The organism is Roseibium sp. RP-7 (assembly GCF_053005225.1).
The window spans coordinates 656,830-678,389 of sequence record NZ_JBRKQA010000003.1; the positions used below are offsets into that span (position 1 = coordinate 656,830).

General features: G+C 60.8%; 22 protein-coding genes. 15 read left to right on the plus strand and 7 right to left on the minus strand.

Features of this window, described 5'->3' with window-relative positions; genetic code table 11:
* Positions 1–73: 73 nt before the first annotated feature.
* From ACVDG9_RS25930 to speB, 6 genes are all read left to right on the plus strand, one after another.
* A complete protein-coding gene (locus tag ACVDG9_RS25930) occupies positions 74–1,834 on the plus strand; it encodes a sigma-54-dependent Fis family transcriptional regulator (RefSeq protein WP_447239334.1) in 1,761 nt (586 codons plus the stop codon).
* A 135-nt stretch (positions 1,835–1,969) separates the two neighbouring features.
* Positions 1,970–3,769, plus strand: coding sequence for an NAD(P)/FAD-dependent oxidoreductase (locus ACVDG9_RS25935; protein WP_447239335.1), 1,800 nt, complete (start codon positions 1,970–1,972; stop codon positions 3,767–3,769).
* A 481-nt stretch (positions 3,770–4,250) separates the two neighbouring features.
* Positions 4,251–5,312 carry a pyridoxal phosphate-dependent aminotransferase gene (locus tag ACVDG9_RS25940; protein ID WP_447239336.1) on the plus strand — a complete coding sequence of 354 codons (1,062 nt, stop codon included), beginning with the start codon at positions 4,251–4,253 and terminating at the stop codon, positions 5,310–5,312.
* Between the two features lie 81 nt (positions 5,313–5,393).
* Positions 5,394–5,711, plus strand: a complete 318-nt coding sequence (locus ACVDG9_RS25945) for a heavy metal-binding domain-containing protein (RefSeq protein ID WP_023002348.1) — start codon at positions 5,394–5,396, stop codon at positions 5,709–5,711.
* Between the two features lie 7 nt (positions 5,712–5,718).
* Positions 5,719–6,309, plus strand: coding sequence for a GNAT family N-acetyltransferase (locus ACVDG9_RS25950; protein WP_447239337.1), 591 nt, complete (start codon positions 5,719–5,721; stop codon positions 6,307–6,309).
* A 109-nt stretch (positions 6,310–6,418) separates the two neighbouring features.
* Positions 6,419–7,378, plus strand: a complete 960-nt coding sequence (gene speB / locus ACVDG9_RS25955) for an agmatinase (protein ID WP_062485816.1) — start codon at positions 6,419–6,421, stop codon at positions 7,376–7,378.
* Positions 7,379–7,435: 57 nt separating this feature from the next.
* Here speB and cysK read toward each other — a convergent pair whose 3' ends face one another.
* The 3 genes from cysK to dut form a co-directional block, all read right to left on the minus strand.
* Entirely contained in the window at positions 7,436–8,395 is a 960-nt protein-coding gene (gene cysK / locus ACVDG9_RS25960; protein ID WP_447239338.1) for a cysteine synthase A, read from the minus strand.
* Positions 8,396–8,539: 144 nt separating this feature from the next.
* Complete coding sequence (locus tag ACVDG9_RS25965) at positions 8,540–9,196, minus strand: HAD family hydrolase (RefSeq protein WP_205838620.1); 657 nt, start codon at positions 9,194–9,196, stop codon at positions 8,540–8,542.
* Entirely contained in the window at positions 9,196–9,645 is a 450-nt protein-coding gene (gene dut / locus ACVDG9_RS25970) for a dUTP diphosphatase (protein ID WP_023002343.1), read from the minus strand. The genes ACVDG9_RS25965 and dut overlap by 1 nt, the downstream gene beginning before the upstream one ends.
* Positions 9,646–9,820: 175 nt before the next feature.
* Here dut and ACVDG9_RS25975 point away from each other — a divergent pair, with 175 nt between their 5' ends.
* The 3 genes from ACVDG9_RS25975 (at position 9,821) to ACVDG9_RS25985 (ending at position 11,858) form a co-directional block, all read left to right on the plus strand.
* A complete protein-coding gene (locus ACVDG9_RS25975; RefSeq protein ID WP_208992429.1) occupies positions 9,821–10,240 on the plus strand; it encodes a hypothetical protein in 420 nt (139 codons plus the stop codon).
* A 21-nt stretch (positions 10,241–10,261) separates the two neighbouring features.
* A complete protein-coding gene (locus ACVDG9_RS25980; RefSeq protein ID WP_447239339.1) occupies positions 10,262–10,843 on the plus strand; it encodes an OmpA family protein in 582 nt (193 codons plus the stop codon).
* Between the two features lie 226 nt (positions 10,844–11,069).
* The gene (locus ACVDG9_RS25985) at positions 11,070–11,858 is read left to right on the plus strand and encodes a DODA-type extradiol aromatic ring-opening family dioxygenase (protein WP_023002340.1); all 789 of its coding nucleotides are present in this window, start codon (positions 11,070–11,072) and stop codon (positions 11,856–11,858) included.
* A gap of 134 nt (positions 11,859–11,992) precedes the next feature.
* On the opposite strand, the gene coaBC is transcribed toward ACVDG9_RS25985, so the two are convergent.
* Together coaBC and ACVDG9_RS25995 are read right to left on the minus strand one after the other, a co-directional pair.
* A complete protein-coding gene (gene coaBC, locus ACVDG9_RS25990; protein WP_447239340.1) occupies positions 11,993–13,219 on the minus strand; it encodes a bifunctional phosphopantothenoylcysteine decarboxylase/phosphopantothenate--cysteine ligase CoaBC in 1,227 nt (408 codons plus the stop codon).
* A 36-nt stretch (positions 13,220–13,255) separates the two neighbouring features.
* Positions 13,256–14,479 (minus strand): penicillin-binding protein activator, encoded by a 1,224-nt coding sequence (locus tag ACVDG9_RS25995; protein ID WP_023014453.1) that lies wholly within the window; start codon positions 14,477–14,479, stop codon positions 13,256–13,258.
* A gap of 189 nt (positions 14,480–14,668) precedes the next feature.
* Between ACVDG9_RS25995 and rsmI the strand changes: the two genes are divergently transcribed.
* The 4 genes from rsmI to ACVDG9_RS26015 all read left to right on the plus strand — a co-directional run bounded on the left by rsmI (position 14,669) and on the right by ACVDG9_RS26015 (position 17,730).
* Complete coding sequence (gene rsmI, locus ACVDG9_RS26000; RefSeq protein ID WP_447239341.1) at positions 14,669–15,583, plus strand: 16S rRNA (cytidine(1402)-2'-O)-methyltransferase; 915 nt, start codon at positions 14,669–14,671, stop codon at positions 15,581–15,583.
* Positions 15,583–15,987 carry a YraN family protein gene (locus ACVDG9_RS26005; protein WP_447239342.1) on the plus strand — a complete coding sequence of 135 codons (405 nt, stop codon included), beginning with the start codon at positions 15,583–15,585 and terminating at the stop codon, positions 15,985–15,987. The genes rsmI and ACVDG9_RS26005 overlap by 1 nt, the downstream gene beginning before the upstream one ends.
* Positions 15,988–16,357: 370 nt before the next feature.
* Positions 16,358–17,302 (plus strand): glutathione synthase, encoded by a 945-nt coding sequence (gene gshB / locus ACVDG9_RS26010; RefSeq protein ID WP_023002334.1) that lies wholly within the window; start codon positions 16,358–16,360, stop codon positions 17,300–17,302.
* A gap of 98 nt (positions 17,303–17,400) precedes the next feature.
* Positions 17,401–17,730 (plus strand): antibiotic biosynthesis monooxygenase family protein, encoded by a 330-nt coding sequence (locus ACVDG9_RS26015; RefSeq protein WP_023002333.1) that lies wholly within the window; start codon positions 17,401–17,403, stop codon positions 17,728–17,730.
* A 541-nt stretch (positions 17,731–18,271) separates the two neighbouring features.
* On the opposite strand, the gene hppD is transcribed toward ACVDG9_RS26015, so the two are convergent.
* A complete protein-coding gene (hppD, locus tag ACVDG9_RS26020) occupies positions 18,272–19,384 on the minus strand; it encodes a 4-hydroxyphenylpyruvate dioxygenase (protein ID WP_023002332.1) in 1,113 nt (370 codons plus the stop codon).
* A 127-nt stretch (positions 19,385–19,511) separates the two neighbouring features.
* On the opposite strand from hppD, the gene ACVDG9_RS26025 reads away from it, so the two are divergent.
* Positions 19,512–19,979: an Lrp/AsnC family transcriptional regulator gene (locus ACVDG9_RS26025; RefSeq protein WP_023002331.1), complete on the plus strand. Its 468-nt coding sequence runs from the start codon at positions 19,512–19,514 to the stop codon at positions 19,977–19,979.
* A gap of 4 nt (positions 19,980–19,983) precedes the next feature.
* Here the strand turns inward: ACVDG9_RS26025 and ACVDG9_RS26030 are convergent, their stop codons facing one another.
* Complete coding sequence (locus ACVDG9_RS26030; protein ID WP_145903837.1) at positions 19,984–20,523, minus strand: hypothetical protein; 540 nt, start codon at positions 20,521–20,523, stop codon at positions 19,984–19,986.
* 151 nt (positions 20,524–20,674) lie between these two features.
* On the opposite strand from ACVDG9_RS26030, the gene ACVDG9_RS26035 reads away from it, so the two are divergent.
* The gene (locus tag ACVDG9_RS26035) at positions 20,675–21,418 is read left to right on the plus strand and encodes a tellurite resistance TerB family protein (RefSeq protein WP_023002329.1); all 744 of its coding nucleotides are present in this window, start codon (positions 20,675–20,677) and stop codon (positions 21,416–21,418) included.
* The last annotated feature ends 142 nt before the right edge of the window (positions 21,419–21,560 follow it).

The following is a 21,560-nucleotide window of genomic DNA, read 5'->3' on the forward strand; positions in this document are numbered from 1 at the left end:
AGAATTGCGCCGGCAAAATTTGCAAAGCCTGCCCGAAAGGCTATCGTGAAGTGCTGTGTCAAGGGAGGATGACATGCGCGACCTTGAACATGTGAGTGAAATCGACCGCGTATTGAAGGGGTACGAGACCGGCAGGGATGGGCTGGTGTCGGAAAGCTGGCGGCGCTGTGTCCAGACGTACGGCATGGATCCGGCGCGTCCGGAACCGGCACATATCGTCACCGAGCAGCAACTGCGCGAACATCAGGAGCAGTCCGAGCGGTTGATCGCGACGGCTCGTTCCGGCCTGCGCACCCTGTTCAAGCAGGTGGCCGGGCACAACTACGTGCTGCTGCTGGCCGATGCCAAGGGTGTGTGCGTCGACTTCTTCGGCGATCCGCGGTTCGAGGATGATCTCCGGCAGGCGGGGCTTTATCTCGGGTCCGACTGGTCCGAGGATCTTGCGGGAACCTGCGGTGTCGGCTCCTGCATCGTGACGGGGGAAGCTGTCACGATCCACCAGAGCGATCACTTCGGGCTGTCGCATACACCGCTGTCCTGCACGGCGGCCCCCATCTACGATACCTGCGGCAAGCTGGCGGCGGTTCTGGATATTTCCCTCCTGCGCTCCCCAAGCCCGAAATCGAGCCAGAACCTCGCGATGAACCTGGTGAAGGCTTCCACTCGCCGGGTCGAGATGGCCAATCTGATGGCGACCACGCGCAAGGAATGGGTCTTGCGCTTCTCGACATCGCCGGAGTTTCTGGAAGTCGATCCGGAAGCCGCCATCGCCCTGGACGACAGCGGACGGATAACGGGAATGACACACGGCGCGCTCGCGTGTCTGGCCCCGACCGGCTCCACAGACCTCATAGGAAGCCGGATCGACATGTACCTGGACCTGGATGTCGACGATCTGCCGTCCCTGATGCGAGGCCGCCCGGCGGAAGATCGGGTTCTGCGCCGGCGCGACGGTGGTGGGTTATACGGTCATGCCATCGCTCCGCAAGCCGCTCGCATGGCACGCAGCCCCGTTTCCGGGACCTTGCCCACGCCGCTGCGCGGCATCTGCGGGCAGGATGCGACGCTGTCGCAGGTGGTGTCGAAAGTTGCCCGGCTTGCACCAACGCAGGTTCCCATCCTGCTGTCTGGTGAAACCGGAACGGGCAAGGAATATCTGGCAAGAGCCATCCATGTTCTGGGTCCGGCCGACCGGTCGTTCCATACGCTCTGCTGTTCCGCCCTGAAACCGGAAAAGGTCGGCGCCTTGTCTGACGCTGCAGCCGGAACGCTGTTGCTGCGCGGGATCGAAGATCTGGACAAGGCGGGCCAGGCTGCCTTGCTTGCCTTGCTGGAACATCGAAGTGACCTTCGCGTGGTCGCCACCACGCGGCAGGATCCGGCAGGTTCCACAAGCATCCGCGCACTGCGGCCGGAACTTTATTTCAGGCTTGCCGGGTCTCTCATCCGGATCCCGCCGCTCCGGCATCGCCAGGATTTCGACTGGCTGGTCGATCGCCTGTTGCGACGCTCTCCGCGGGACCTGCGCCTGTCACCTTCGGCACGCGCCGAACTCAGCGGCCGGCATTGGCCGGGCAACATCCGTGAACTCGCGACCTTGCTGGATGTCGCGACAGCGCTTGCAGAAACCGATGTGATCGACCTTACCGATCTGCCGCAGGCGTCTCTGTCCAGACGCGTCGAAACCGACCCGAAACAGGATCTGGAAGCACTTCTGGACGCCTGTGGCTGGAACATGTCCCATGTCGCCCGAAGGCTTGGCGTCAATCGGTCGACGGTGCTCCGGCGGATGCGCTCTCTCGGCCTGGAGCCACACCCCAAGCCGCGTGCATGACTATCTGTTGCGTCCTGTTGCGTGCGCAACAGCAAACGGAGTTTCTGCCCCTTAACGTCATCATTTGACGGGCGTTCCATGGAAAAATGCAGGGGCGCTCTGCATTGTTTCCTCCATAAACAGGGAGGAACTGGAATGCTCGACAAACCATTGGTTCACGAGACCGAGACTTTTCTCAACACTTTCGGCAAGGCGCTGGAAGACGGCAAGATCGACGCTGCAACGGACATGTTCCTGGACGATTGCTACTGGCGGGACCTGATTGCCTTTACCTGGAACATCAAGACCGTCGAGGGCAAGGATCAGGTCCGCGACATGCTGGAAAAGCAGCTGGCCTCCACCGGGCCGAGCAACTGGCGCATCGCGGAAGGTGAAATACCGACGAAAGAGGGCGATGTCGTCACGGCCTGGATTCAGTTCGATACCGAACGGGCCCGCTGCTTCGGCCTGATCCGGCTGAAGGGCGGCAAGATCTGGACCCTGCTGACAACCATGGCCGAGCTGAAGGGCCATGAGGAGCCGAAGGGCTTCAACCGGCCGCTGGGGGCCAAGCACGGCGCCAGCAAGCACCGCACCAACTGGAAGGAGGAGCGCGAGCGTGAACTGGCGGACCTCGGTTACAAGACCCAGCCCTATTGCCTGATCATCGGTGGCGGCCAGGGCGGCATCGCACTCGGCGCGCGCCTGAGGCAGCTCGGTGTGCCCACCATCATCGTGGAAAAGAATGACCGGCCCGGCGACAGCTGGCGCAACCGCTACAAGTCCCTCTGCCTGCACGATCCCGTCTGGTACGACCACCTGCCCTACATCAAGTTTCCGGAAAACTGGCCCATCTTCAGCCCCAAGGACAAGATTGGCGACTGGCTGGAAATGTACACCAAGGTCATGGAACTGAACTACTGGACCCGGACCGTTGCCAAATCCGCAACTTACGACGAAGCAAAGAAGGAATGGACAGTCGTCGTGGATCGTGACGGCGAGGAAGTGGTTCTGAAACCGAAACAACTGGTCATGGCAACCGGCATGTCGGGCAAGGCAAACGTTCCGAAATTCCCCGGCATGGACACCTTCAAGGGCGACCAGCATCATTCTTCCAGACATCCGGGACCGGATCAGTATCGCGGCAAGAAGGCGGTCGTGGTCGGCTCCAACAATTCGGCGCACGATATCTGCGCGGCGCTTTGGGAAAATGATGTCGATGTGACCATGGTGCAGCGGTCCTCCACCCATATCGTGCGCTCCGACACCCTGATGGACGTAGGCCTCGGCGCGCTTTACTCGGAAGAGGCGGTCCGGTCCGGCGTGACGACGGAAAAGGCGGACCTGATCTTCGCCTCACTGCCCTACCGGATCCTGCACGAGTTCCAGATCCCCGCCTATGCCGAGATGAAGAAGCGGGACGCGGACTTCTACGAAGGGCTGGAGAAAGCCGGGTTCTGGCTGGACTGGGGCGACGACGAAAGCGGCCTTTTCCTGAAATACCTGCGCAGGGGCTCCGGCTACTACATTGATATCGGCGCCAGCCAGCTCATCATCGACGGCGAGATCAAGCTGAAGCGTGGCCAGGTCACCGAGATCGTGGAAGACGGTGTCATTCTGGACGATGGCACGAAACTGGAAGCGGACGTGATCGTCTATGCCACCGGCTACGGTTCGATGAACGGCTGGGTTGCCGACCTGATGGGCCAGGACATGGCCGACAGGGTTGGCAAGGTCTGGGGCCTTGGTTCCGACACCACCAAGGACCCGGGCCCCTGGGAAGGCGAACAGCGGAACATGTGGAAACCGACCCAGCAGGAAGCGCTCTGGTTCCACGGTGGCAATCTGCACCAGTCGCGCCATTACTCCCAGTATCTGGCGCTACAGCTGAAGGCGCGGATGGAAGGCCTGCCGACCCCGGTCTACGGCCTGCAGCAGGTGCATCACCTGTCCTGACCGGAAACGCGGACAGGACCTGACCAAATGGAAGAGCCGGGGGAAATGTCCGCCGGCTCTTTCCTTTTTCACGACACCTTCACCCACACCCTCACCATCGTCATCCCGGACGTAGCGCAGCGAAGATCCGGGACCGGGGAACCACCAACGCGTGGCTGCAACAGGTTAGCGTCCATATCGAAACGTTCGTGCCTCCCCGATCCCGGCTCGCGCTTCGCTTGGCCGGGAAGACGACGTGAGGTTGGTGACAGAATTGCTTGGAAAGCGGCCTACCATTTCACGAGTGCGGAGAGGCCCTGGAACAGCGTCTCCCTACCCCACCGAAGGCTTGAACCTTTCCCGCCCCGAGACGAACCGGTCTCAGCGCGTATAAGAGCTTCGGCAACGCCGGAAAAGAACAACGTCAAAATCACTTTTACCGCACCGGTTTGGCGCCTATTGTGCGAAAAAAACCACAGCAATTCCCGTCAGGATACGGTCCATGAGCAGGTTCTGGAGCCCCATAGTCAGCAAGCTGGTGCCTTATACGCCGGGTGAGCAGCCAAAGGACCGCAGCTTCATCAAGCTGAACACGAACGAGCATCCCTATGGCCCGTCGCCCATCGCGCTCGGGGCAATCCGCGCAGCTACCGAAGACAGCCTGAGGCTCTATCCCGATCCGTCAGCCGGTGCGTTGCGGGCAACGATCGGGGCAAGCTTCGGTCTGGGTGTGGATCACGTCTTTGCGGGCAACGGCTCGGACGAAATCCTGGCCCATGCCTTTCACGGCTTTTTCAGTGGCAAGGACAAGCTGCTGTTCCCGGATATCACCTACAACTTCTACAAGACTTATTGCGAGCTTTACGGCATTTCGCACCGTTCTGTGCCACTCGATGATGATTTCCGGATTGATCCGGCCAGCCTGGGTGGGCCGTGTGGTGGCATCGTGCTTGCCAATCCGAACGCCCCGACCGGCATTGCACTTGATCTTGCGGCGGTGCGAAGCGTTCTTGAGCAAAACCCGGATGTGGTGGTGCTGGTCGACGAAGCCTATGTCGATTTCGGCGCGGAGAGCGCCGCTCGTCTGGTTCCCGAGTTCGACAATCTTCTGGTGGTACAGACCTTTTCCAAGTCGCGCGGCCTGGCGGGCCTGCGTGTCGGATTTGCTCTTGGTCAGCCGCACCTGACCGAGGGGCTGCAGCGGATCAAGGACAGTTTTAATTCCTACCCACTCGATCGCCTGGCGCTCGCGGGAGCAGAAGCCTCCTGGCAGGACACCGCCTGGTTCGAGGAGACCCGGCGCCTTGTGATCACGGAACGGCATCGGATGGCGGAAGGCCTGCGCTCTCTCGGGTTCAACGTGCTGCCGTCGGCAGCCAATTTCCTGTTCGTCTCGCATGAAACGAGGGCAGCACGGGATCTTCTGACAGGCCTCAGGGATGAAGGCATTCTGGTGCGCCACTTCAACAAGGATCGCATCGACAACTGGCTGCGCATTTCCATTGGAACGGAAGAGGAAGGCGAGGCCTTGCTGAAGGTGATGGCAGGACTTGTCGCCGGCTAACCTCTTCCATTTTCGCCGTTTCTTGCAAAACCACGAGGACGAACCCATGTCTCGAACATCGGTTCAAAAGGGAGACAATGCATGCTGGTCACCACCACCAACACCATTCAGGGCAAGGATCTGGACTACAAGGGTCTGGTGACGGGCGAGGCGATCCTTGGCGCGAATATTTTCAAGGATTTCTTTGCCGGCATCCGTGACATTGTCGGCGGCCGCTCCGGTGCTTACGAGGAAGAGCTTGGCAAGGCGCGCAAGATCGCCATCGACGAAATGTGCCAGCAGGCCCAGGCAATGGGCGCCAATGCGGTGATCGGCGTCGACCTCGATTACGAAACCGTAGGCCAGAACGGCTCCATGCTGATGGTCAGCGCCACAGGGACCGCGGTCTTCATCCGCTGATCCTGCCATGTCATCCGACATTTTCATTTCTCCCGGCTTCCCGGAAGACCAGCGGCCGGTTGCCGCCAGCCTGTTCTGGCAGGCCTTTTCCGGCAAGCTCGGCAAGGTACTGGCCCCGGAAGAAAAAGCGCTTCGACTTGTCGAGCGCATCCTCAACCCGGATTTTGCCATCAGCGCTCTCGACCGGGAGGGACGGCTGCTAGGCCTTGCCGGTTACAAGACCCGGGACGGAGCTCTTGTCGGCGGCAGCCTCGCCGACATGACGGCGGTTTACGGCGCGTTCGGCGGCCTCTGGCGCGGACTTCTTCTGGAAGTTCTGGAACGCAGGATCGAGCCGGACTGCCTGCTGATGGACGGCATCTTTGTGGCCGAAAGCGCCCGCGGCCGCGGCATCGGCGGCACCTTGCTGAAAGCCATTGGCGAAGAAGCACGCCAGCGCTCGCTCACCCGTGTGCGGCTGGATGTGATCGACACGAACCCAAGGGCAAAAGCTCTTTACGAGCGCTCAGGGTTCAAGGCCGTGGGGGAAGAAAAGACCGGGTTTCTCGAGCTTCTGTTCGGCTTTTCCTCCGCGACACGTATGGAAAAGCAGGTTTAGGGAGTTCAGCCAGGTTCAGAGCCAGTAGTTTTTTGGTTGCCTCAACCCCGCCCTTTCCCCCCTTCCGCAATGATGCTCTAGTTGGCCCGTCCCCAACAGGAGCCTTTGAATGTCCTCACACGGTTATGAAAGCGGGCGGTTGAACCTGCCCTTTGTCGGCATCTGCACCTTCGGCAAGTTTCCCTATCAGCCGGATTGGGATGCCATCGATGCGGATGTTGCCGTCATGGGGGCTCCGTTCGACTTCGGCACCCAGTGGCGTTCGGGCGCGCGTATGGGGCCGCGCGCGATCCGGGAGGCCTCGACGCTGTTTTCCTTCGGCCATGCGGGTGCTTATGATTTCGAGGACGACATCACCTACCTGCCGGCGGAAACGACCCGCATTGTCGATCTGGGAGACGCCGATATCGTCCATACGGACACGATTGAAAGCCACAGACGCATCGAATTCGGCGTACGCAAGATCCTTAAGGCCGGTGCCTTGCCGGTGGTGCTGGGCGGCGATCATTCGGTCAACATTCCCTGCATCAACGCCTTTGACGGCGAAGACCCGATCCACGTCGTCCAGATCGATGCGCATCTGGATTTCGTCGACGAACGACACGGCGTCCGCTACGGCCATGGCAACCCAATGCGCCGCGCGGCGGAAAAGCCTTATGTCACCGGCCTGACGCAGATCGGCATTCGCAACGTCTCCTCCACCTCGCGCGATGGCTACGAGGATGCCCGCAGGATGGGCTCCGACATCCTGTCCGTGCGGCAGGCCCGCAAGCTCGGCACCGAGGCGCTTCTGGCCCGGATACCGGCCGGCAAGCGCTATTACCTGACGCTCGATATCGATGCTTTCGATCCGTCCATCGCACCGGGCACGGGCACGCCGAGCCACGGCGGATTTCTTTATTATGAAGTGCTGGAGCTGCTCGACGGTCTGGCAAGACAGGGCGACATCGTCGGCATCGATCTGGTGGAAGTTGCGCCGGACTATGACCCGACCGGTTCCACAAGCACCCTTGCGGCACAGGTTCTCATGAACACCATCGGCAGGGTTCTGCATCACCGCAAGACATGAAAAACCCCGCCGGCCGGAGTGAACCGGCCGACGGGGTGAAATTTCGCGACTGGATGCTCAGAGGCCGTCGAACAGCGCCGTGGAAAGATACCGTTCTGCGAAGGACGGAATAATCACCACGATGTTCTTGCCTTCCATGCCTTCACGCTGACCGACGCGGATGGCAGCGGTGAGCGCGGCGCCGGAAGAAATGCCCACCGGCAGGCCTTCGGTCTTTGCCACTTCCCGGGCCATGGCGAAGGCATCTTCGTTGGCGACGGTCTGGACTTCATCGTAGACGGAGGTGTCGAGCACGCCCGGCACGAAACCGGCACCAATGCCCTGGATCTTGTGCGGACCGGGCTGGCCGCCGGAAAGCACGGGGCTGTCGGCCGGTTCGACGGCAACGACATGAAGGCCTGGCTTGCGACCCTTCAGCACCTGGGAAACGCCGGTGATGGTGCCGCCGGTGCCGATGCCGGAGACGAAGACGTCAACGCCGCCTTCGGTATCGTTCCAGATCTCTTCCGCGGTGGTGTTGCGGTGGACTTCAGGGTTGGCGGCGTTTTCGAACTGCTGCGGCATCACCGCACCGTCGATTTCGCTGATCAGTTCCTCGGCGCGGGCGATTGCGCCCTTCATGCCTTTTGGCCCTTCGGTCAATTCCAGCTCGGCGCCCAGGATCTTGAACATCTTGCGGCGTTCTACCGACATGGTCTCCGGCATTACCAGGATAAGCCGGTAGCCCTTGGCGGCAGCGACAAATGCCAGCGCGATGCCTGTGTTACCGGAGGTCGGCTCGACGAGCGTGGTCTTGCCCGGAACGATCTGGCCGGCCTGCTCCATCGCCTCGATCATCGCAACGCCGATCCGGTCCTTGACGCTGGAAATCGGGTTGAAGAACTCAAGCTTCGCCAGGAGGTTGCCCTTGACACCGTGCGCCTTGGCCAGCCGGTCCAGCCGGACGATCGGTGTATCGCCGATGGTCTCGGTGATGGAGGAATAGATTTTTCCGCGACCACTGGTCTTGATCGTCATGGCAGGTCTCCCAAGTTGGCCGGATCTTCTTCCGCCGGCATCGTTCGACTATCGGAGCGATAAGATAGTACGGGTTTCGGCAAGTTATAAGGGGCCGAAAGCACCTTTGCGATCCTGCGGGTAAAACCTTTTTCCAGAAAAGCTTCAGGTCTTGGAAAAGAGCAGGTCCGGCAGATCCGCCATTGCCTCGAACAGGACGGCCCCGGCCCCCTGCATGGCCTCGCGGTCGCAGGCGGGATCCTCGACAAAGGCATAGACGCCCATGCCCGCTGCCCGGGCTGCCAGAACGCCGGGCAGGCTGTCCTCGATTACGGTACAGTTTTCCGGGGCGTGGCCCATGGTGCGTGCTGCCAGCAGGAACACATCCGGCGCGGGCTTGCCGCGCTCGCAGTCCTGTGCGGAAAACAGCCGGCCTTCCAGCCGGGGCAGCAGACCGGAACTGCCGAGCGTTGTGCGCATCTTTTCATATTTGCCGGAAGACCCGACGCAATAGGCGACGTCGCGCCGGTCGAGTTCGTCCAGCACGCCGGCCACGCCTTCGATCGCCGGAACACCCGCCTTGAAGCTCTCCAGATCGCGCAGCCGAACCTGGTCCGGCCAGTCGGCAGGCAACACCTGACCTGTCAGCTCTTCGATCATGGACTGGACGTCTTCCAGTGTCCGTCCCATGAACCTGCGCTGACAATCCGGCCCGGTCATCGGAACGCCAAGCTCGCTGATGATCGCGGCCATGTTGGCGTTGGCCATGCGTTCCGTATCGACCAGAACGCCGTCGCAATCGAATATGATCAGCTCGGACATCACGCGCGGCCAGTCGAACCGAAACCGCCGGACCCGCGCTCGGTCTCCGAGAGAACCTCGACTTCGACAATGTCCGCCTGCAGAACAGGTGCAATCACCATCTGGGCGATCCGGTCTCCCCGTGAAATCTCGAAGGGGTCGTCACCGAGATTGATCAGGATCACCTTCACCTCGCCGCGGTAGTCGGCATCAATGGTGCCCGGCGTGTTCAAGACGGTGACGCCATGTTTGGCGGCAAGGCCTGACCGGGGGCGAACCTGAGCCTCGAAACCCGCGGGCAGAGCCATGGCAAGACCAGTTGGCACCAGGGCACGGGCACCAGGTGCAAGGGTTATCTTGCCGTCAACGGCTGCCAGAAGGTCAAGTCCGGCGGCCAGCACCGACTGATAGGCGGGCAGTGGCAGATCGCGACCGTGCTCCAGTCGCTTCAGTTCCAGGGTAACAGGCATTGAAAGTGTCCGGCAGTGAGCGTTGCTGGCGAGTGACGATATTCGCCGGTCCGTGTCAAGGCTGGCGGACATTCACGAAACTTCGCATAAAAATCAGATATCTACTTGAAGTCGTAATCTTCACCTGAAACACTCTGACGCATCGTAACGTGCCAGCGATTGGGAGATTGGCAACATGAGACGATTGATTTTTGCATTTACCACCGGGTTGATGCTGGTCGCCGCACCGGCTGCCTTCGCCCAGACCGTCGGCTATGCCGACGCCATCAAGATCCTGGCCGCCAGCTGTGGCAAGGACATCGAATCCTATTGCAAGTCCGCGACACTGGCCAACAACGGCATCACTCAGTGTCTTGAACAGAATCAGTCCAAGGTTTCGGAAAAGTGTAACGCCGACCGTCTGGTCGTGACTTCACTCATTCAGGCACGGCTGGCGGCCCAGGCGGAAGCGCCCAAACTGTGCCAGCGCGATGCCGCGCAATATTGCAAGGGCGTCAAGGCCGGTGCGGGCCATCTTCTGCGCTGCCTGCTGAAGGCCCAGCCTTCCGTCAGCGAAAAATGCAACACGGCCATTGACCTGGCCGGCTACCGCTAACTCGGCACCGGGAGATTTTTCATGAACAAGATACTTCTGGCCGGTTTGTCGGCCGCCTTTCTCGCCGTGTCCGCTTCGGGCCTTGTCGCCCAGACCAAGCTGAGCCGCAACGAGATCATCAACTCCCTGCAGGGGGCCCAGCAGAAGGTCGATCTTACGGCCGATGAACTGCAGAAGGCAGCGCTGGAAAATATCCAGAAATATCCGGGTGCAAATGCTCCCAACACCTTGCCGCTTGCCGACAAGCTGGCCTCTCTGCGCCAGTTCAACGTGGAAATCACGTTCGATTTCGACAGCGCGCGCATTCGCCCGGAATCCTATGAAACCGTTGGCCTTATCGCGGATGCCCTGCACACGCCTTATCTGCAGGGGCAGACTTTCTTCATCGTCGGTCACACGGATGCAAAGGGTGCACGCGAATATAACCTGGAACTTTCGCTGAAACGGGCGCAGGCGGTGCGTGAAGCACTGGTGACCACATTCCGTGTACCGGGCGACTATCTCTTCGCTGTGGGCCTGGGTGAGGAACAGCTGCGCGATCCGTCCAAGCCGGATGCCGCCATCAACCGGCGCGTTCAGCTGATCAACCTGGGTTACAGGTAAGGGCTGCTCGGGCGGGTTTGGGCCAGGCGTTCTGAAGCCCGCCTGATACCGGCACGCAAGGACACATACCGCTCCCGTAAGCGGAAGCGGTATGACTGAACAGTGGAAATCGAAGGCCGGGATTGTTCACATGTGTCGAACGAGCCTTCTTCCCTTTCTGGTCTAATCCTTCCGGCCGAATAGCTTATCTTCTCGGGTAGAAACAATTCTCCCGAGGAGTGGTCCCATGACGGCTACACCAAACCGTATTTCGCCCGTCTTTTTTGCTCACGGTGCGCCAACCCTGGCACTTGAAGACACCGCTGCCAGCCGGTTCCTGAAGAGTTTTGCCGCAAGCCAGCCACGCCCCAAGGCAATCCTGATCCTGTCCGCGCATTGGGAAACAGACGGTTTGAAGCTGTCGGCGCCGGGACCGCTGCGGACCTATCATGACTTCCGCGGTTTCCCGCGCCCGCTCTACGAGATCTCCTATCCCGCAAAGGCCGATGTGGATCACGTCGACGAAGCGGCACGCCTCCTGGAAGCTGCCGGCCACGATGTGGAACTCGACAGTCACTGGGGGCTTGATCACGGGGCCTGGGTGCCGCTGTCGCTTGCCTATCCGGATGCCGACATTCCGGTCGTGGCGATGTCGCTGCCGCACGGCAGCACGCCCGCATCCGTCTATGCGCTCGGCCAGGCGCTGGCACCGCTCAAGGACAAGGGCGTGTTGCTGGCAGGGTCCGGCAGCACCACGCACAACCTGCGTGAATTCGGGCCGCAAGGCTCGCCAACGCCTGTGTGGGCGTCTGATTTCGACCGCTGGCTGGACGATGGCCTCAAGTCCGGATCGATCGGATATTTCGACGATATCCAGAGCGCTCCGAACTTTCGCCGCAACCACCCGACGGACGAGCACCTTCTGCCGCTGTTCTTCGCCTTTGGCGCAGGCGGAACGGATGCAAAGGCCCAGCTTCTCCATAGAAGCTACGAGTACGGCTCCATCAGCATGAGCTACTTCCGCTTCGCAGCCTGACCAGCCCCATCGACCGCCCCTGCTCCGGCAGGGGCGCAGGCCTGCAGAACGGTTTCGGTGAAACAAGGCAGAAAGCTGCCGGTCAGAAACGCCAGTCCTTCATCGCGTACGTTTGTGAAACTGTTTGGCTCGGCTCAGTCCGAGCCGAGCGCCTCGGCTGCGCGGGCGATGATCCTGCGGGCAACCTCACCTTTGTCCATTTCCGGCCAGTCTTCGACGCCGTCACGGCTGACGACGCGAATGGTGTTGGCGTCGCCGCCCATGATGCCTGTCTGCGGACTGACGTCGTTCGCGATGATCCAGTCGGCCTTCTTGCGTTCCAGCTTGCCACGGGCATTGTCGATCAGGTTTTGCGTCTCGGCGGCAAAGCCGATCAGCAACTTTGGCCTCAGGTCCGGATGATGACCGACAGTCGCCAGAATGTCCGGGTTTTCCGTCAGCTCCAGCGCGGGCGGTTTGCCGGTGCCATCCTTCTTGATCTTCTGGGCCCCCTCGCTCGCGACACGCCAGTCGGCGACGGCGGCGGCCATGATGGCGATATCCGCCGGCAGATTGCCTTCCACCGCCTTCAACATCGCGGAAGCGGACTCCACGTGGATGACATGGATATTGGCCGGATCCGGCAGTGTTACCGGGCCGGATACCAGCGTTACCCGAGCGCCCGCTTCATAGGCGGCGCGGGCCAGCGCATGGCCCTGCTTGCCGGAAGACCGGTTGGCAATGTAGCGGACGGGGTCGATCGGCTCATGGGTCGGGCCTGAGGTAATCAGAACATGTTTTCCGGCAAGCGGCAGGCTGTCCGCCTTGATCGCCTCATCCCGCAGCACCGCCTCGGCAGCTGCCACGATCTCCAGCGGCTCGCTCATCCGGCCGGTGCCGGCTTCGCCCCTTTCCGCCATTTCGCCGGATGCTGGGCCGCAAAAGGCAATGCCACGCGCCTTGAGTATCGTCCGGTTACGCTTGGTCGCTTCATGCTGCCACATCTTCGGGTTCATGGCAGGGGCAACCAGAACAGGCTTGTCGGTTGCCAACAGAACCGCTGTCGCCAGATCGTCGGCAATCCCGTGGGCCATCTTGGCCATCAGATCGGCGGTGGCAGGCGCTATCAGGATCAGGTCATGGTCGCGGGCCAGGCGGATGTGGCCGACGTCGTGCTCGGCCTGCCGGTCGAACAGGTCGGTGAAGACGGTTTCCGCGGCCAGAGCCCCGGCAGCCAGAGGCGTGATGAATTCTTGCGCGCCTTTCGTCATCACCGGGATCACCCGGGCGCCGCGTTCCTTCAGCCTGCGGATCAGGTCAAGGGACTTGTAGGCAGCGATACCGCCGCTGATGATCAGGACGATCTGTTTGCCGCTCAGCATCTTAACTCAGCACTCCTAGGGTGTCGGCGGATAAGATCAGAATCCGGTGCGGAAATCCCGTGGTGCCGGAGAAATCACCTGTGTGCCCTGCCCGGTGATCTGGTAGACGGCAAGGCCCCGCTGGTTGAGGCCATTGGATTGGAAGCGGAACAATCCGTCAATGCCGATGAAGCCATCGCGGTTGGTGATGATGTTCTGCTGGAAGCGCTGCTGTCCGGCGGAGCGGATCAGGCCTGCGGCCAGCGTGACACCATCATAGACCAGGCTGGCATTGCGCGGCGGCGCGGAGCCATAGATGCTCTGGTAGCGTTGGGCAAAGGCCAGGAAACCCTTGTCCTCCGGCCCGGCGAACCAGGCACCGGCAAGCACCGGGTTGTTCTTGACCTGGGGAGAGTCCCACTGTCCGGTCCCGAGCAATTTCACATTGCCCAGATTGGCGCCCTGGCTGACCAGGGTCTGCACGACAACCGCCGGCACACCGCCGCCGGCCGGTACGAACAGGGCGTCTGCATTGTTCAGAACCGATTTCAGCGCCGTGGTCTTGGCGACGAGATCGGATGTGTCCGATCCGTTCATGGAATAGCGCTGGATCGATGCGATCCTGCCTGCTCCGCGGCCGACTTCCTGGCGGAACGCCGCCTCGACGATGGCACCATAGGAGCCTTCGGGGATCAGGGCGGTATAGGAATGTCTTTTCTGGCTGTTGGCATAGCCAACGACCCGTTTCACGTCGCTTTCCGGCAGGAAGCTGAGCAGATAGACGCCCCGGGATGCGACGGAGGTGTCGGTGGAGAAGGCAATGACCGGAACGCCGGTTGCCCGCGCAGCCTGCGCAGCGCCGGATACCGCAGGTGAGAACACCGGGCCAAGGATCAGTTCCGCGCCTTCCGAAATGGCAGCCTGCGCTGCCGCGCGTCCGCCTTCGGACGTGCCGCCGGTATCTTTCACCAGCAACTGCACATCCGCGCTCGGGAAGTTCTGCAGCGCCAGAGAGGCGGCGTTCTTGAATACCGTACCGATGGAGGCATTGCCGTCGGAGCTTGCCAATGGCAACAGCAATCCGATGCGCACCCCGCCCGTTCCGATGATTTCACCAGTCGGTTGCGGCTGGGCACTAGGCTGGATCTGGTCACCCGGCAGAGAGCCGAGCGTGGACCCCATGCAGCCACCCAGCAACATCGTGCTGGCTCCAGCCAGCGCCGTTTTCAAGAAAACACGTCTGTGCTGTTGCACGATGTCGCCCCGTCTTGCACTTGCCATATTTGTTGGTTCACCCTTTGGGAAAGACTTACGTATTCGCTACAGGCCTGTAAAGATTTAGTGGCCTTTCAATGGCATATCGGCCCGATCAACGGTGGATTTGCCTTGCATCGGTTGTATTGAAAGGCTAGCGCAAGGGCGCAAACGGGGCCGATGCTGCAATTCGCGGCGGACAAGAGGAAAGGCAACATGGTCAAGGAAACAGCCGGGCCGGCTGCGGACAAGAACCGCTACAGCCTCTCCGAACATGTCTTCACTGCACCCAATCTGGAACCCGCGCTCTACATCGTGTCCACGCCGATCGGCAACCTCGGCGATATCACCGTCAGGGCCCTGGAAACGCTTGCTTCAGCAAGCGTAATCGCTTGCGAGGATACGCGGGTCACGGCAACGCTCACCCAGCGGTTTTCGCTGAAGACGCCGCTTCTCCCCTATCACGAACACAATGCCGACAAGCAGCGGCCAAAGATCCTGGAAGCTCTGGCGGAAGGCCGCGCCGTGGCGCTGGTGTCCGATGCTGGCACGCCTCTTGTTTCCGACCCGGGCTACCGGCTGGTGCGTGATGTGGTCGCAGAAGGGCATAAAGTCATCCCGATCCCCGGTGCGTCGGCGCCGCTGGCTGGCCTTGTCGCCGCGGGTCTGCCGAGCGACACGGTGCTTTTCGCCGGCTTCCTGCCTCAAAAGGGAGGCCCGAAGTCCCGGCGGCTGGAAGAGCTGGCCAAGGTGCCTTCGACGCTGATTTTCTTTGAATCGCCCCACCGCACCGCCGCGACCCTGGCGCTGATGGCGGAACTGCTCGGCCCTGGCCGCGAAGCCGTCGTCGCGCGTGAGCTGACCAAGCGGTTCGAAACCTTCGAGCGTGGCACTCTGGAAGACCTGAGCACCCGGTTCGAGGGCCGGCAGGTCAAGGGTGAAATCGTCATTCTTGTCGGTCCGCCGGAAGACAAGCCGGAAGCCGAGGTGGACGATCTGGATGCCTTGCTGAGTGAGGCGCTCACCGAAATGCCGGTCAGTGCCGCGGCCAAGAAAATCTCGAAAGCGACGGGGCTTGACCGCAACGAGGTCTATAAGCGCGCGCTGGAACTGAAGGCGGACGACGCCTGATGGCACGTCGTCCCGGCGGAGCGGAAAGGCAACCGGCAGAAACCGATCGCCGCCGCCGGGCACATGCCCTGGGCCTTTCTGCCGAAACCCTTGCCGCCTGGTACCTGCGCCTCACCGGCTGGCGCATTCTTAAGCGCCGCTACAAGACAAAGGCTGGCGAGATCGATCTCATCGCCAAACGGCGCAAGACAGTCGCCTTCATTGAGGTCAAGGCCCGCAAATCGCGACAGGCGGCGCTGGAAGCCGTCACGCCCGCCAGCCAGAAGCGCATCTCGCGTGCCGCGAAGATCTTCGTCACGGAACACCCGAAGGCCGGGTTTTTCACCCTGCGCTTCGATATTATCGTCGTCCGGCCCCGCGCCTTGCCCGAGCGGATCGTGAATGCGTTTCAGGCCTGGGAGTAGTTCGGGACGCAATTTTTTGGCTGCCGAGAAAATTCACCTTCGGCGTCGCGCCGGACAAACGCAGCGCAGATCCGGGGCTTGCTCGCTGACCTGCTTGCTCACAGTGGTCTCAATGTCCCGAATGTTTGCGTCACCTTGGGAGCGCTCTTGAAACGAGCAGGCCCCCGGGTCTCCCGTCGGTCGCCGGGGTGACGCTGACTATGGCCGAGAGACTTCACCTCATTTGCCGGTGCCCGGAGCCACAGGAACCGAACTCGGATCCTTCTGACCTCCCCCTCTGGACAAAGCCGACTGCGCACCGCATATCTGGACCAATCGTTCTGAAAATCCCAAAGGCGCTCAAGCGGCGCCGCCCGCCGGGAGTTGCCTCATGGCTTTGAAAGTTGCGGTCCAGATGGACCATGTTTCGTCCATCAACATTGCCGGCGACAGCGCCTTCGCAATGATGCTGGAAGCACAGTCTCGCGGACACGAACTTTATCACTACACGCCGGACCGTCTGGCGATGCGCGGTGACGAAGTGTTCTGCGCACTGGAGCCGATCGAAGTGCGCGATGTGAAGGGTGACCACTTCACATTGGGTGAAAAGAGCCGGTTCAACATGCGCGAGATGGACGTGGTGCTGATGCGCCAGGATCCGCCGTTTGACCTCTCCTACATCGCCGCGACCCATATTCTGGAAAAGATCCATCCGGACACTCTGGTGGTCAACGATCCTGCAGCCGTTCGCAACGCGCCGGAAAAGCTGTTCGTGACCGAATTCGCCGACCTGATGCCGCCGACCCTGATCACCAAGGACAAGTCGGAAATCGATCTGTTCCGGAAGGAATACGGCGACATCGTCATGAAACCGCTGTTCGGCCATGGTGGCGCGGCCGTCTTCCGCATCACCCAGGACGACCTCAACTACGGCTCGCTCTACGACTTCTTTGCCGCGACCTTCCGCGAGCCCTGGGTCATCCAGCAGTTTCTGCCCAATGTGAAGCACGGCGACAAGCGCATCCTGCTGGTTGATGGCCAGTTCGCCGGTGCGGTCAACCGCGTTCCGGCCGCGGGCGACCTGCGCTCCAACATGGTGCGGGGCGGTGCGCCGACCGACAGTGAGCTGACCGAGCGCGAACGCGAGATCTGTGCGCGCCTCGGGCCTTCGCTGAAGGAGAAGGGCCTGATCCTGGTGGGGATCGATGTCATCGACGGCAACCTGACAGAAATCAACGTCACCGCCCCCACAGGCATCCGCGCCATCCGCAATCTCGGCGGACCGGATGTGGCTGGCATGGTCTGGGACGTGCTGGAAGCGAAGGTGAAGGGCTGAGCAGCCCTTCCCGCCAGCCTATTCGAATATCCGCTTGACCTCAATTTAAGTTGAGGTTGTAGAGCTTTCTCTCCTTTCAAATCCCAAGGAGAAAAGGCATGAAATCGGACACGGAATCCCGGCCTATCTACCGCGTCGACCGCTTTGAAGTGCCGCTTGAGGCGCGAGACGTTCTGCTGGAACGGCTCAATGTCATTCGCGGCCTGCTTCAGAACATCGAAGGGTGCCGCCAGAACCTTGTGCTTGAGCAGCCTTCCGGCGAGGGGATGGCAAAATTCGTCACCTTTGTCGAATGGCAGAACGAAGAGGTCTTTCTGGAGGCAAAGGCCCGGATTGCAGATGAATACCGCAAGGTTGCATTCGACCCGCAGGCCTTCCTGAAGCAAATCGGTGCAAAGGCGGTCATGGCGAACATGAACGCTGTCTGATGTCTGTCGGTTCGAACGGGAATACCCGCATGCGGAGGTCGCGCGCACAGCCCGCGCCAAGGCAAAAAAAACCTCCGCATGGGGGTGCGGAGGTATAAAGAGTTTGTGCTTAGACAATGCAACAGAGGGCCTACTCGGCAGCCTCTGTATGTAAAACCCGTTCCACATGGAATCGTTCCTTGGAAAAACGTGATTCACGTGAAATTTTTCAAGCTTCTACTTCAGGCTGTCGTTATCGTATTGAAAATACGGGATTAATCCGGCCAAGGACGCTCAAGATTTTTTTCCATTGATACCCGCTGAAACCCCGGATCGCGCTGTCAGCGAGGCGCAACACCCGGAAATGGCGTGACTTTTCGTGTTCCCCTGGGGCATGTCGCTTGGCAGGGCGGCCACTCCCTCGGGCCGTGCAAACAAGATCAAGTCCTGAGCCGGGTCCGGGCTTTGCTGCATTGGAAAAAGAATAATCTGGCCCGCAGGGCAAAACAAAGGCCGCTTTCCCGAAGGACAGCGGCCTTTCAGAAGCAACCTGCAAGTGGGATTATTCGGCTGCTTCAGTCTTGATGACGCCGCGGCGGATCTGGTCTTCCTCGATCGATTCGAACAGGGCGCGGAAATTGCCTTCGCCAAATCCTTCGTCACCCTTGCGCTGGATGAACTCGAAGAAGATCGGGCCGATCACGGTCTTGGAGAAGATCTGCAGCAGGATCTTGGTCATGCCGCCGTCGATCACACCCTCACCATCGATCAGGATGCCGTGGCGCTTCATCCGCTCGATCGGCTCGTCATGGCCGTTCACCCGGGCATGGGACATCTCGTAATAGGTTTCCGGCGGGCCGGGCATGAATTTCAGGCCGTTGTCCGCCAGAAGGTCCGTGCTCTGGTAGATGTTGTCCGTGCCGACAGCAATGTGCTGGATGCCTTCGCCGTTGTACTTCTTCAGGTATTCCTCGATCTGGCTGGTATCGTCCTTGGATTCGTTCAGCGGAATACGGATCTTGCCGCAAGGGCTGGTGATCGCACGGCTGACGAGACCGGTGATCCGCCCGTCGATGTCGAAGAAATGGATCTGTTTGAAGTTGAACAGGTCGCGGTAGAAGTCCCACCACTTGTCCATGTTGCCGCGATAGACGTTGTGGGTGAGGTGGTCGAGATAGTAGAAGCCGACGCCCTGCGGCTTGGGGTCGAACTCGCCCAGCCAGTTGAATTCCCTGGAATAGGCCGAGCCTTTGGCGCCGTAGGTATCCACGAAATAAAGCAGCGAGCCGCCGATGCCGACAATTGCCGGAACGTCCAGGGTCTTGTCGTCGCCTTCATATGGCGTCGCGCCTTTGGCAACTGCATGCTCGAACGCCTTTTGCGCATCGACGACGCGCCAGGCCATGGCAGGCGCGCACGGGCCGTGCGTGTCCACGAACTTCATGCCGAAGCTGCCCGGTTCGGCATTCAGCACGTATGTGACGTCACCCTGGCGATAGAGCGTGATGTTCTTGCTCTTGTGCTTTGCAACGGGGAGGTAGCCCATCTTGCGGAACAGTTCGTCCAGCTTTTCCGGTTCCGGATGGGCGAATTCGACAAATTCGAAGCCATCGGTCCCTGCCGGATTTTCAGACGTGATCTGTGCCGGCGGCGCGTCGTGCGGGAACGGTCCCATGAAAGTCCTCCTCGGTAAAACGGGTCATTGCAGCCAGAATGCCGTGAGGGGCGCGCAGTGTGTGTGCAATCCACGTGTTTTCGCGTAAGATGATGCACGAAACATGCAGGATATTACGGAGTAACGCATGACGATTGCGCTGGATGGCTTTGATGTGAAGCTGCTCGCCGCCTTGCAGAACAATGCCGCCCTCACCAACGCCGAGTTGGGTGACGTGATCGGCCTGTCCGCAAGCCAGGTTTCCAGGCGGCGGCAGAAACTGGAAGAAGCGGGTATCATCCGCCGGTACCGGGCGGCACTGGATCCGGAAGCCCTGGGGCTGATGGTGACGGCCTATGTCGGCGTGACACTTGGCGCGCATTCCAGGGAAAACGCCCGCAAGTTCCGCAACATGGTGACCGCCATGCCGGAAGTGCAGGAGGCCCACACGCTGACCGGCGATGTCGATTACATGCTGAAGATCGTGGTGCCGGACCTGAAGGCGCTCAGCCACATCATCAACGACGAGCTACTGCCCCAGGAGGCGGTCCATCATGTGCGTTCGTCCATTGCCATGGAAACCTTGAAGGACGACAATCTGCTGCCGCTGAAATGACCGTTCAAAGCCCCAGCCAGCCCATGAGATCGGTCCAGAAATCCTTGCGCAGGCCTTTGAGATCCGGTGCCGGATTGCCGTATGGATCCGCCAGGCAGACATCTGAAAACCCGGTCTTGCCGGAGAGAAGACATCGCTCCGGTTCACAGGTGATCGTGTCGGAGAGATAGATCCGTTTTCCCGCAAAGGTCTTGAATGCGAGTTCCGGTTTGTCCTGCCTTGTTCCCGAGGTGAAGACATAGGTCGGAAACTCGCTGCCGCGCGGCTGGCCGCGGTCCTGGATCGCATGGATGTACAACAGGCTTCCAGGCGCGTCTTCACGCGAGCAGCCCTTGATGTTGAAGGCATAAAGATTGCCGGTCGTGCTTTCGCCTGCATCGGCAAGCGTGCGCGAATAGGCGCTCAGCAGATCCTCCTGCCAGATCTTGCGGTAGGTATCGGCCTCGTCGTTCAGCGACAGGGCATGCGCACTCCCGCTCCCCAAAGTCCCGGCGATGAGGCAGCATCGTAGGGAAAGACTGCGGACTGAGGCGAGGAAGTTCAAGATTGTTCTCGTTGTTGCCTGGAAGACAAGCATTGTGGATTGGAGAAGTGTGACCGAGTGTAACGCAAACTTGCGTCCCTTGCAGAAAATCCCATTTGATAGTGCAACCGTGATTTAAGCCGCTTCACGCGGCAATTTTAAGGAGCCGAATATGTTCGACGCAAAATCCTTGCTGGATCAGTTTCTGGGGACCCAGGGCGGTGGTCAATCCGGCCAGCGCGGGACTGCCCGCAAGGGTGGATCCGGTGATCTCCTGTCCCAGGGCAAGGATTTTCTGTCGTCCCAGGGTGGCGGTCTGGCACTCGGCAGCCTGGCCGGTCTCATGCTTGGCAGCAAGAGCGGACGCAAGCTCGGCAAGAAGGCAGTCACCTACGGCGGCCTCGCACTGGTTGCCGGCCTTGCCTACAAGGCCTACCAGGGCCACAAGGCCAACCAGCAGAACGCACCGCGCCCACAGTATCCGGCCGATGATCCGATCCCGCTGGAAGCACCGCGCGGCACCGCCTTCGATCCGTGCGAGCATCCGGGCGGCGAACATCAGGCCGCAATCGCTTTGCTGACGGCAATGATCTCCGCCGCAAAGGCCGACGGTCATATTGATCGCGACGAACAGGACCGGATTTTCGACAAGATCGACGAGGCCGGACTGGACAGCGAGGCGAAGGCGTTCCTGATGGACGAATTGCGCTCGCCGCTTGATCTGGACAAGGTCGTGGCCAGTGCAACCTGTGAGGAGACTGCGGCCGAAATCTACGCCGCGTCGCGTCTTGCCATCGATCCGGATCACCCGGCGGAAAAGGCTTACCTGCAGATGCTCGCTGCCCGGCTTGGTCTGGAGGACGGCCTCGTTCAGGAGATCGAATACGCCGTTCGCGAAGCGCAGATGGCGGGATGACCGGCAAAACGGCGTGAAGAAAATCGGGCGTCCCGTGACCACAGATCACGGGACGCCCTGAATAACCGGCACATGCCGCGCGGCCGTCGAATAGGCAAGCCGCGAAGCGAGCCTAAAGGCACGCAGCCCTGTGGGGGAGCCG

Bases quoted from the DNA above. Each gene is read 5' to 3' on its own strand.
- ACVDG9_RS25930 (WP_447239334.1), top strand. From the start codon at position 74: ATGCGCGACCTTGAACATGTGAGTGAAATCGACCGCGTATTGAAGGGG.
- ACVDG9_RS25935 (WP_447239335.1), top strand. From the start codon at position 1,970: ATGCTCGACAAACCATTGGTTCACGAGACCGAGACTTTTCTCAACACT.
- ACVDG9_RS25940 (WP_447239336.1), top strand. From the start codon at position 4,251: ATGAGCAGGTTCTGGAGCCCCATAGTCAGCAAGCTGGTGCCTTATACG.
- ACVDG9_RS25945 (WP_023002348.1), top strand. From the start codon at position 5,394: ATGCTGGTCACCACCACCAACACCATTCAGGGCAAGGATCTGGACTAC.
- ACVDG9_RS25950 (WP_447239337.1), top strand. From the start codon at position 5,719: ATGTCATCCGACATTTTCATTTCTCCCGGCTTCCCGGAAGACCAGCGG.
- speB (WP_062485816.1), top strand. From the start codon at position 6,419: ATGTCCTCACACGGTTATGAAAGCGGGCGGTTGAACCTGCCCTTTGTC.
- cysK (WP_447239338.1), bottom strand. From the start codon at position 8,395: ATGACGATCAAGACCAGTGGTCGCGGAAAAATCTATTCCTCCATCACC.
- ACVDG9_RS25965 (WP_205838620.1), bottom strand. From the start codon at position 9,196: ATGTCCGAGCTGATCATATTCGATTGCGACGGCGTTCTGGTCGATACG.
- dut (WP_023002343.1), bottom strand. From the start codon at position 9,645: ATGCCTGTTACCCTGGAACTGAAGCGACTGGAGCACGGTCGCGATCTG.
- ACVDG9_RS25975 (WP_208992429.1), top strand. From the start codon at position 9,821: ATGAGACGATTGATTTTTGCATTTACCACCGGGTTGATGCTGGTCGCC.
- ACVDG9_RS25980 (WP_447239339.1), top strand. From the start codon at position 10,262: ATGAACAAGATACTTCTGGCCGGTTTGTCGGCCGCCTTTCTCGCCGTG.
- ACVDG9_RS25985 (WP_023002340.1), top strand. From the start codon at position 11,070: ATGACGGCTACACCAAACCGTATTTCGCCCGTCTTTTTTGCTCACGGT.
- coaBC (WP_447239340.1), bottom strand. From the start codon at position 13,219: ATGCTGAGCGGCAAACAGATCGTCCTGATCATCAGCGGCGGTATCGCT.
- ACVDG9_RS25995 (WP_023014453.1), bottom strand. From the start codon at position 14,479: ATGGCAAGTGCAAGACGGGGCGACATCGTGCAACAGCACAGACGTGTT.
- rsmI (WP_447239341.1), top strand. From the start codon at position 14,669: ATGGTCAAGGAAACAGCCGGGCCGGCTGCGGACAAGAACCGCTACAGC.
- ACVDG9_RS26005 (WP_447239342.1), top strand. From the start codon at position 15,583: ATGGCACGTCGTCCCGGCGGAGCGGAAAGGCAACCGGCAGAAACCGAT.
- gshB (WP_023002334.1), top strand. From the start codon at position 16,358: ATGGCTTTGAAAGTTGCGGTCCAGATGGACCATGTTTCGTCCATCAAC.
- ACVDG9_RS26015 (WP_023002333.1), top strand. From the start codon at position 17,401: ATGAAATCGGACACGGAATCCCGGCCTATCTACCGCGTCGACCGCTTT.
- hppD (WP_023002332.1), bottom strand. From the start codon at position 19,384: ATGGGACCGTTCCCGCACGACGCGCCGCCGGCACAGATCACGTCTGAA.
- ACVDG9_RS26025 (WP_023002331.1), top strand. From the start codon at position 19,512: ATGACGATTGCGCTGGATGGCTTTGATGTGAAGCTGCTCGCCGCCTTG.
- ACVDG9_RS26035 (WP_023002329.1), top strand. From the start codon at position 20,675: ATGTTCGACGCAAAATCCTTGCTGGATCAGTTTCTGGGGACCCAGGGC.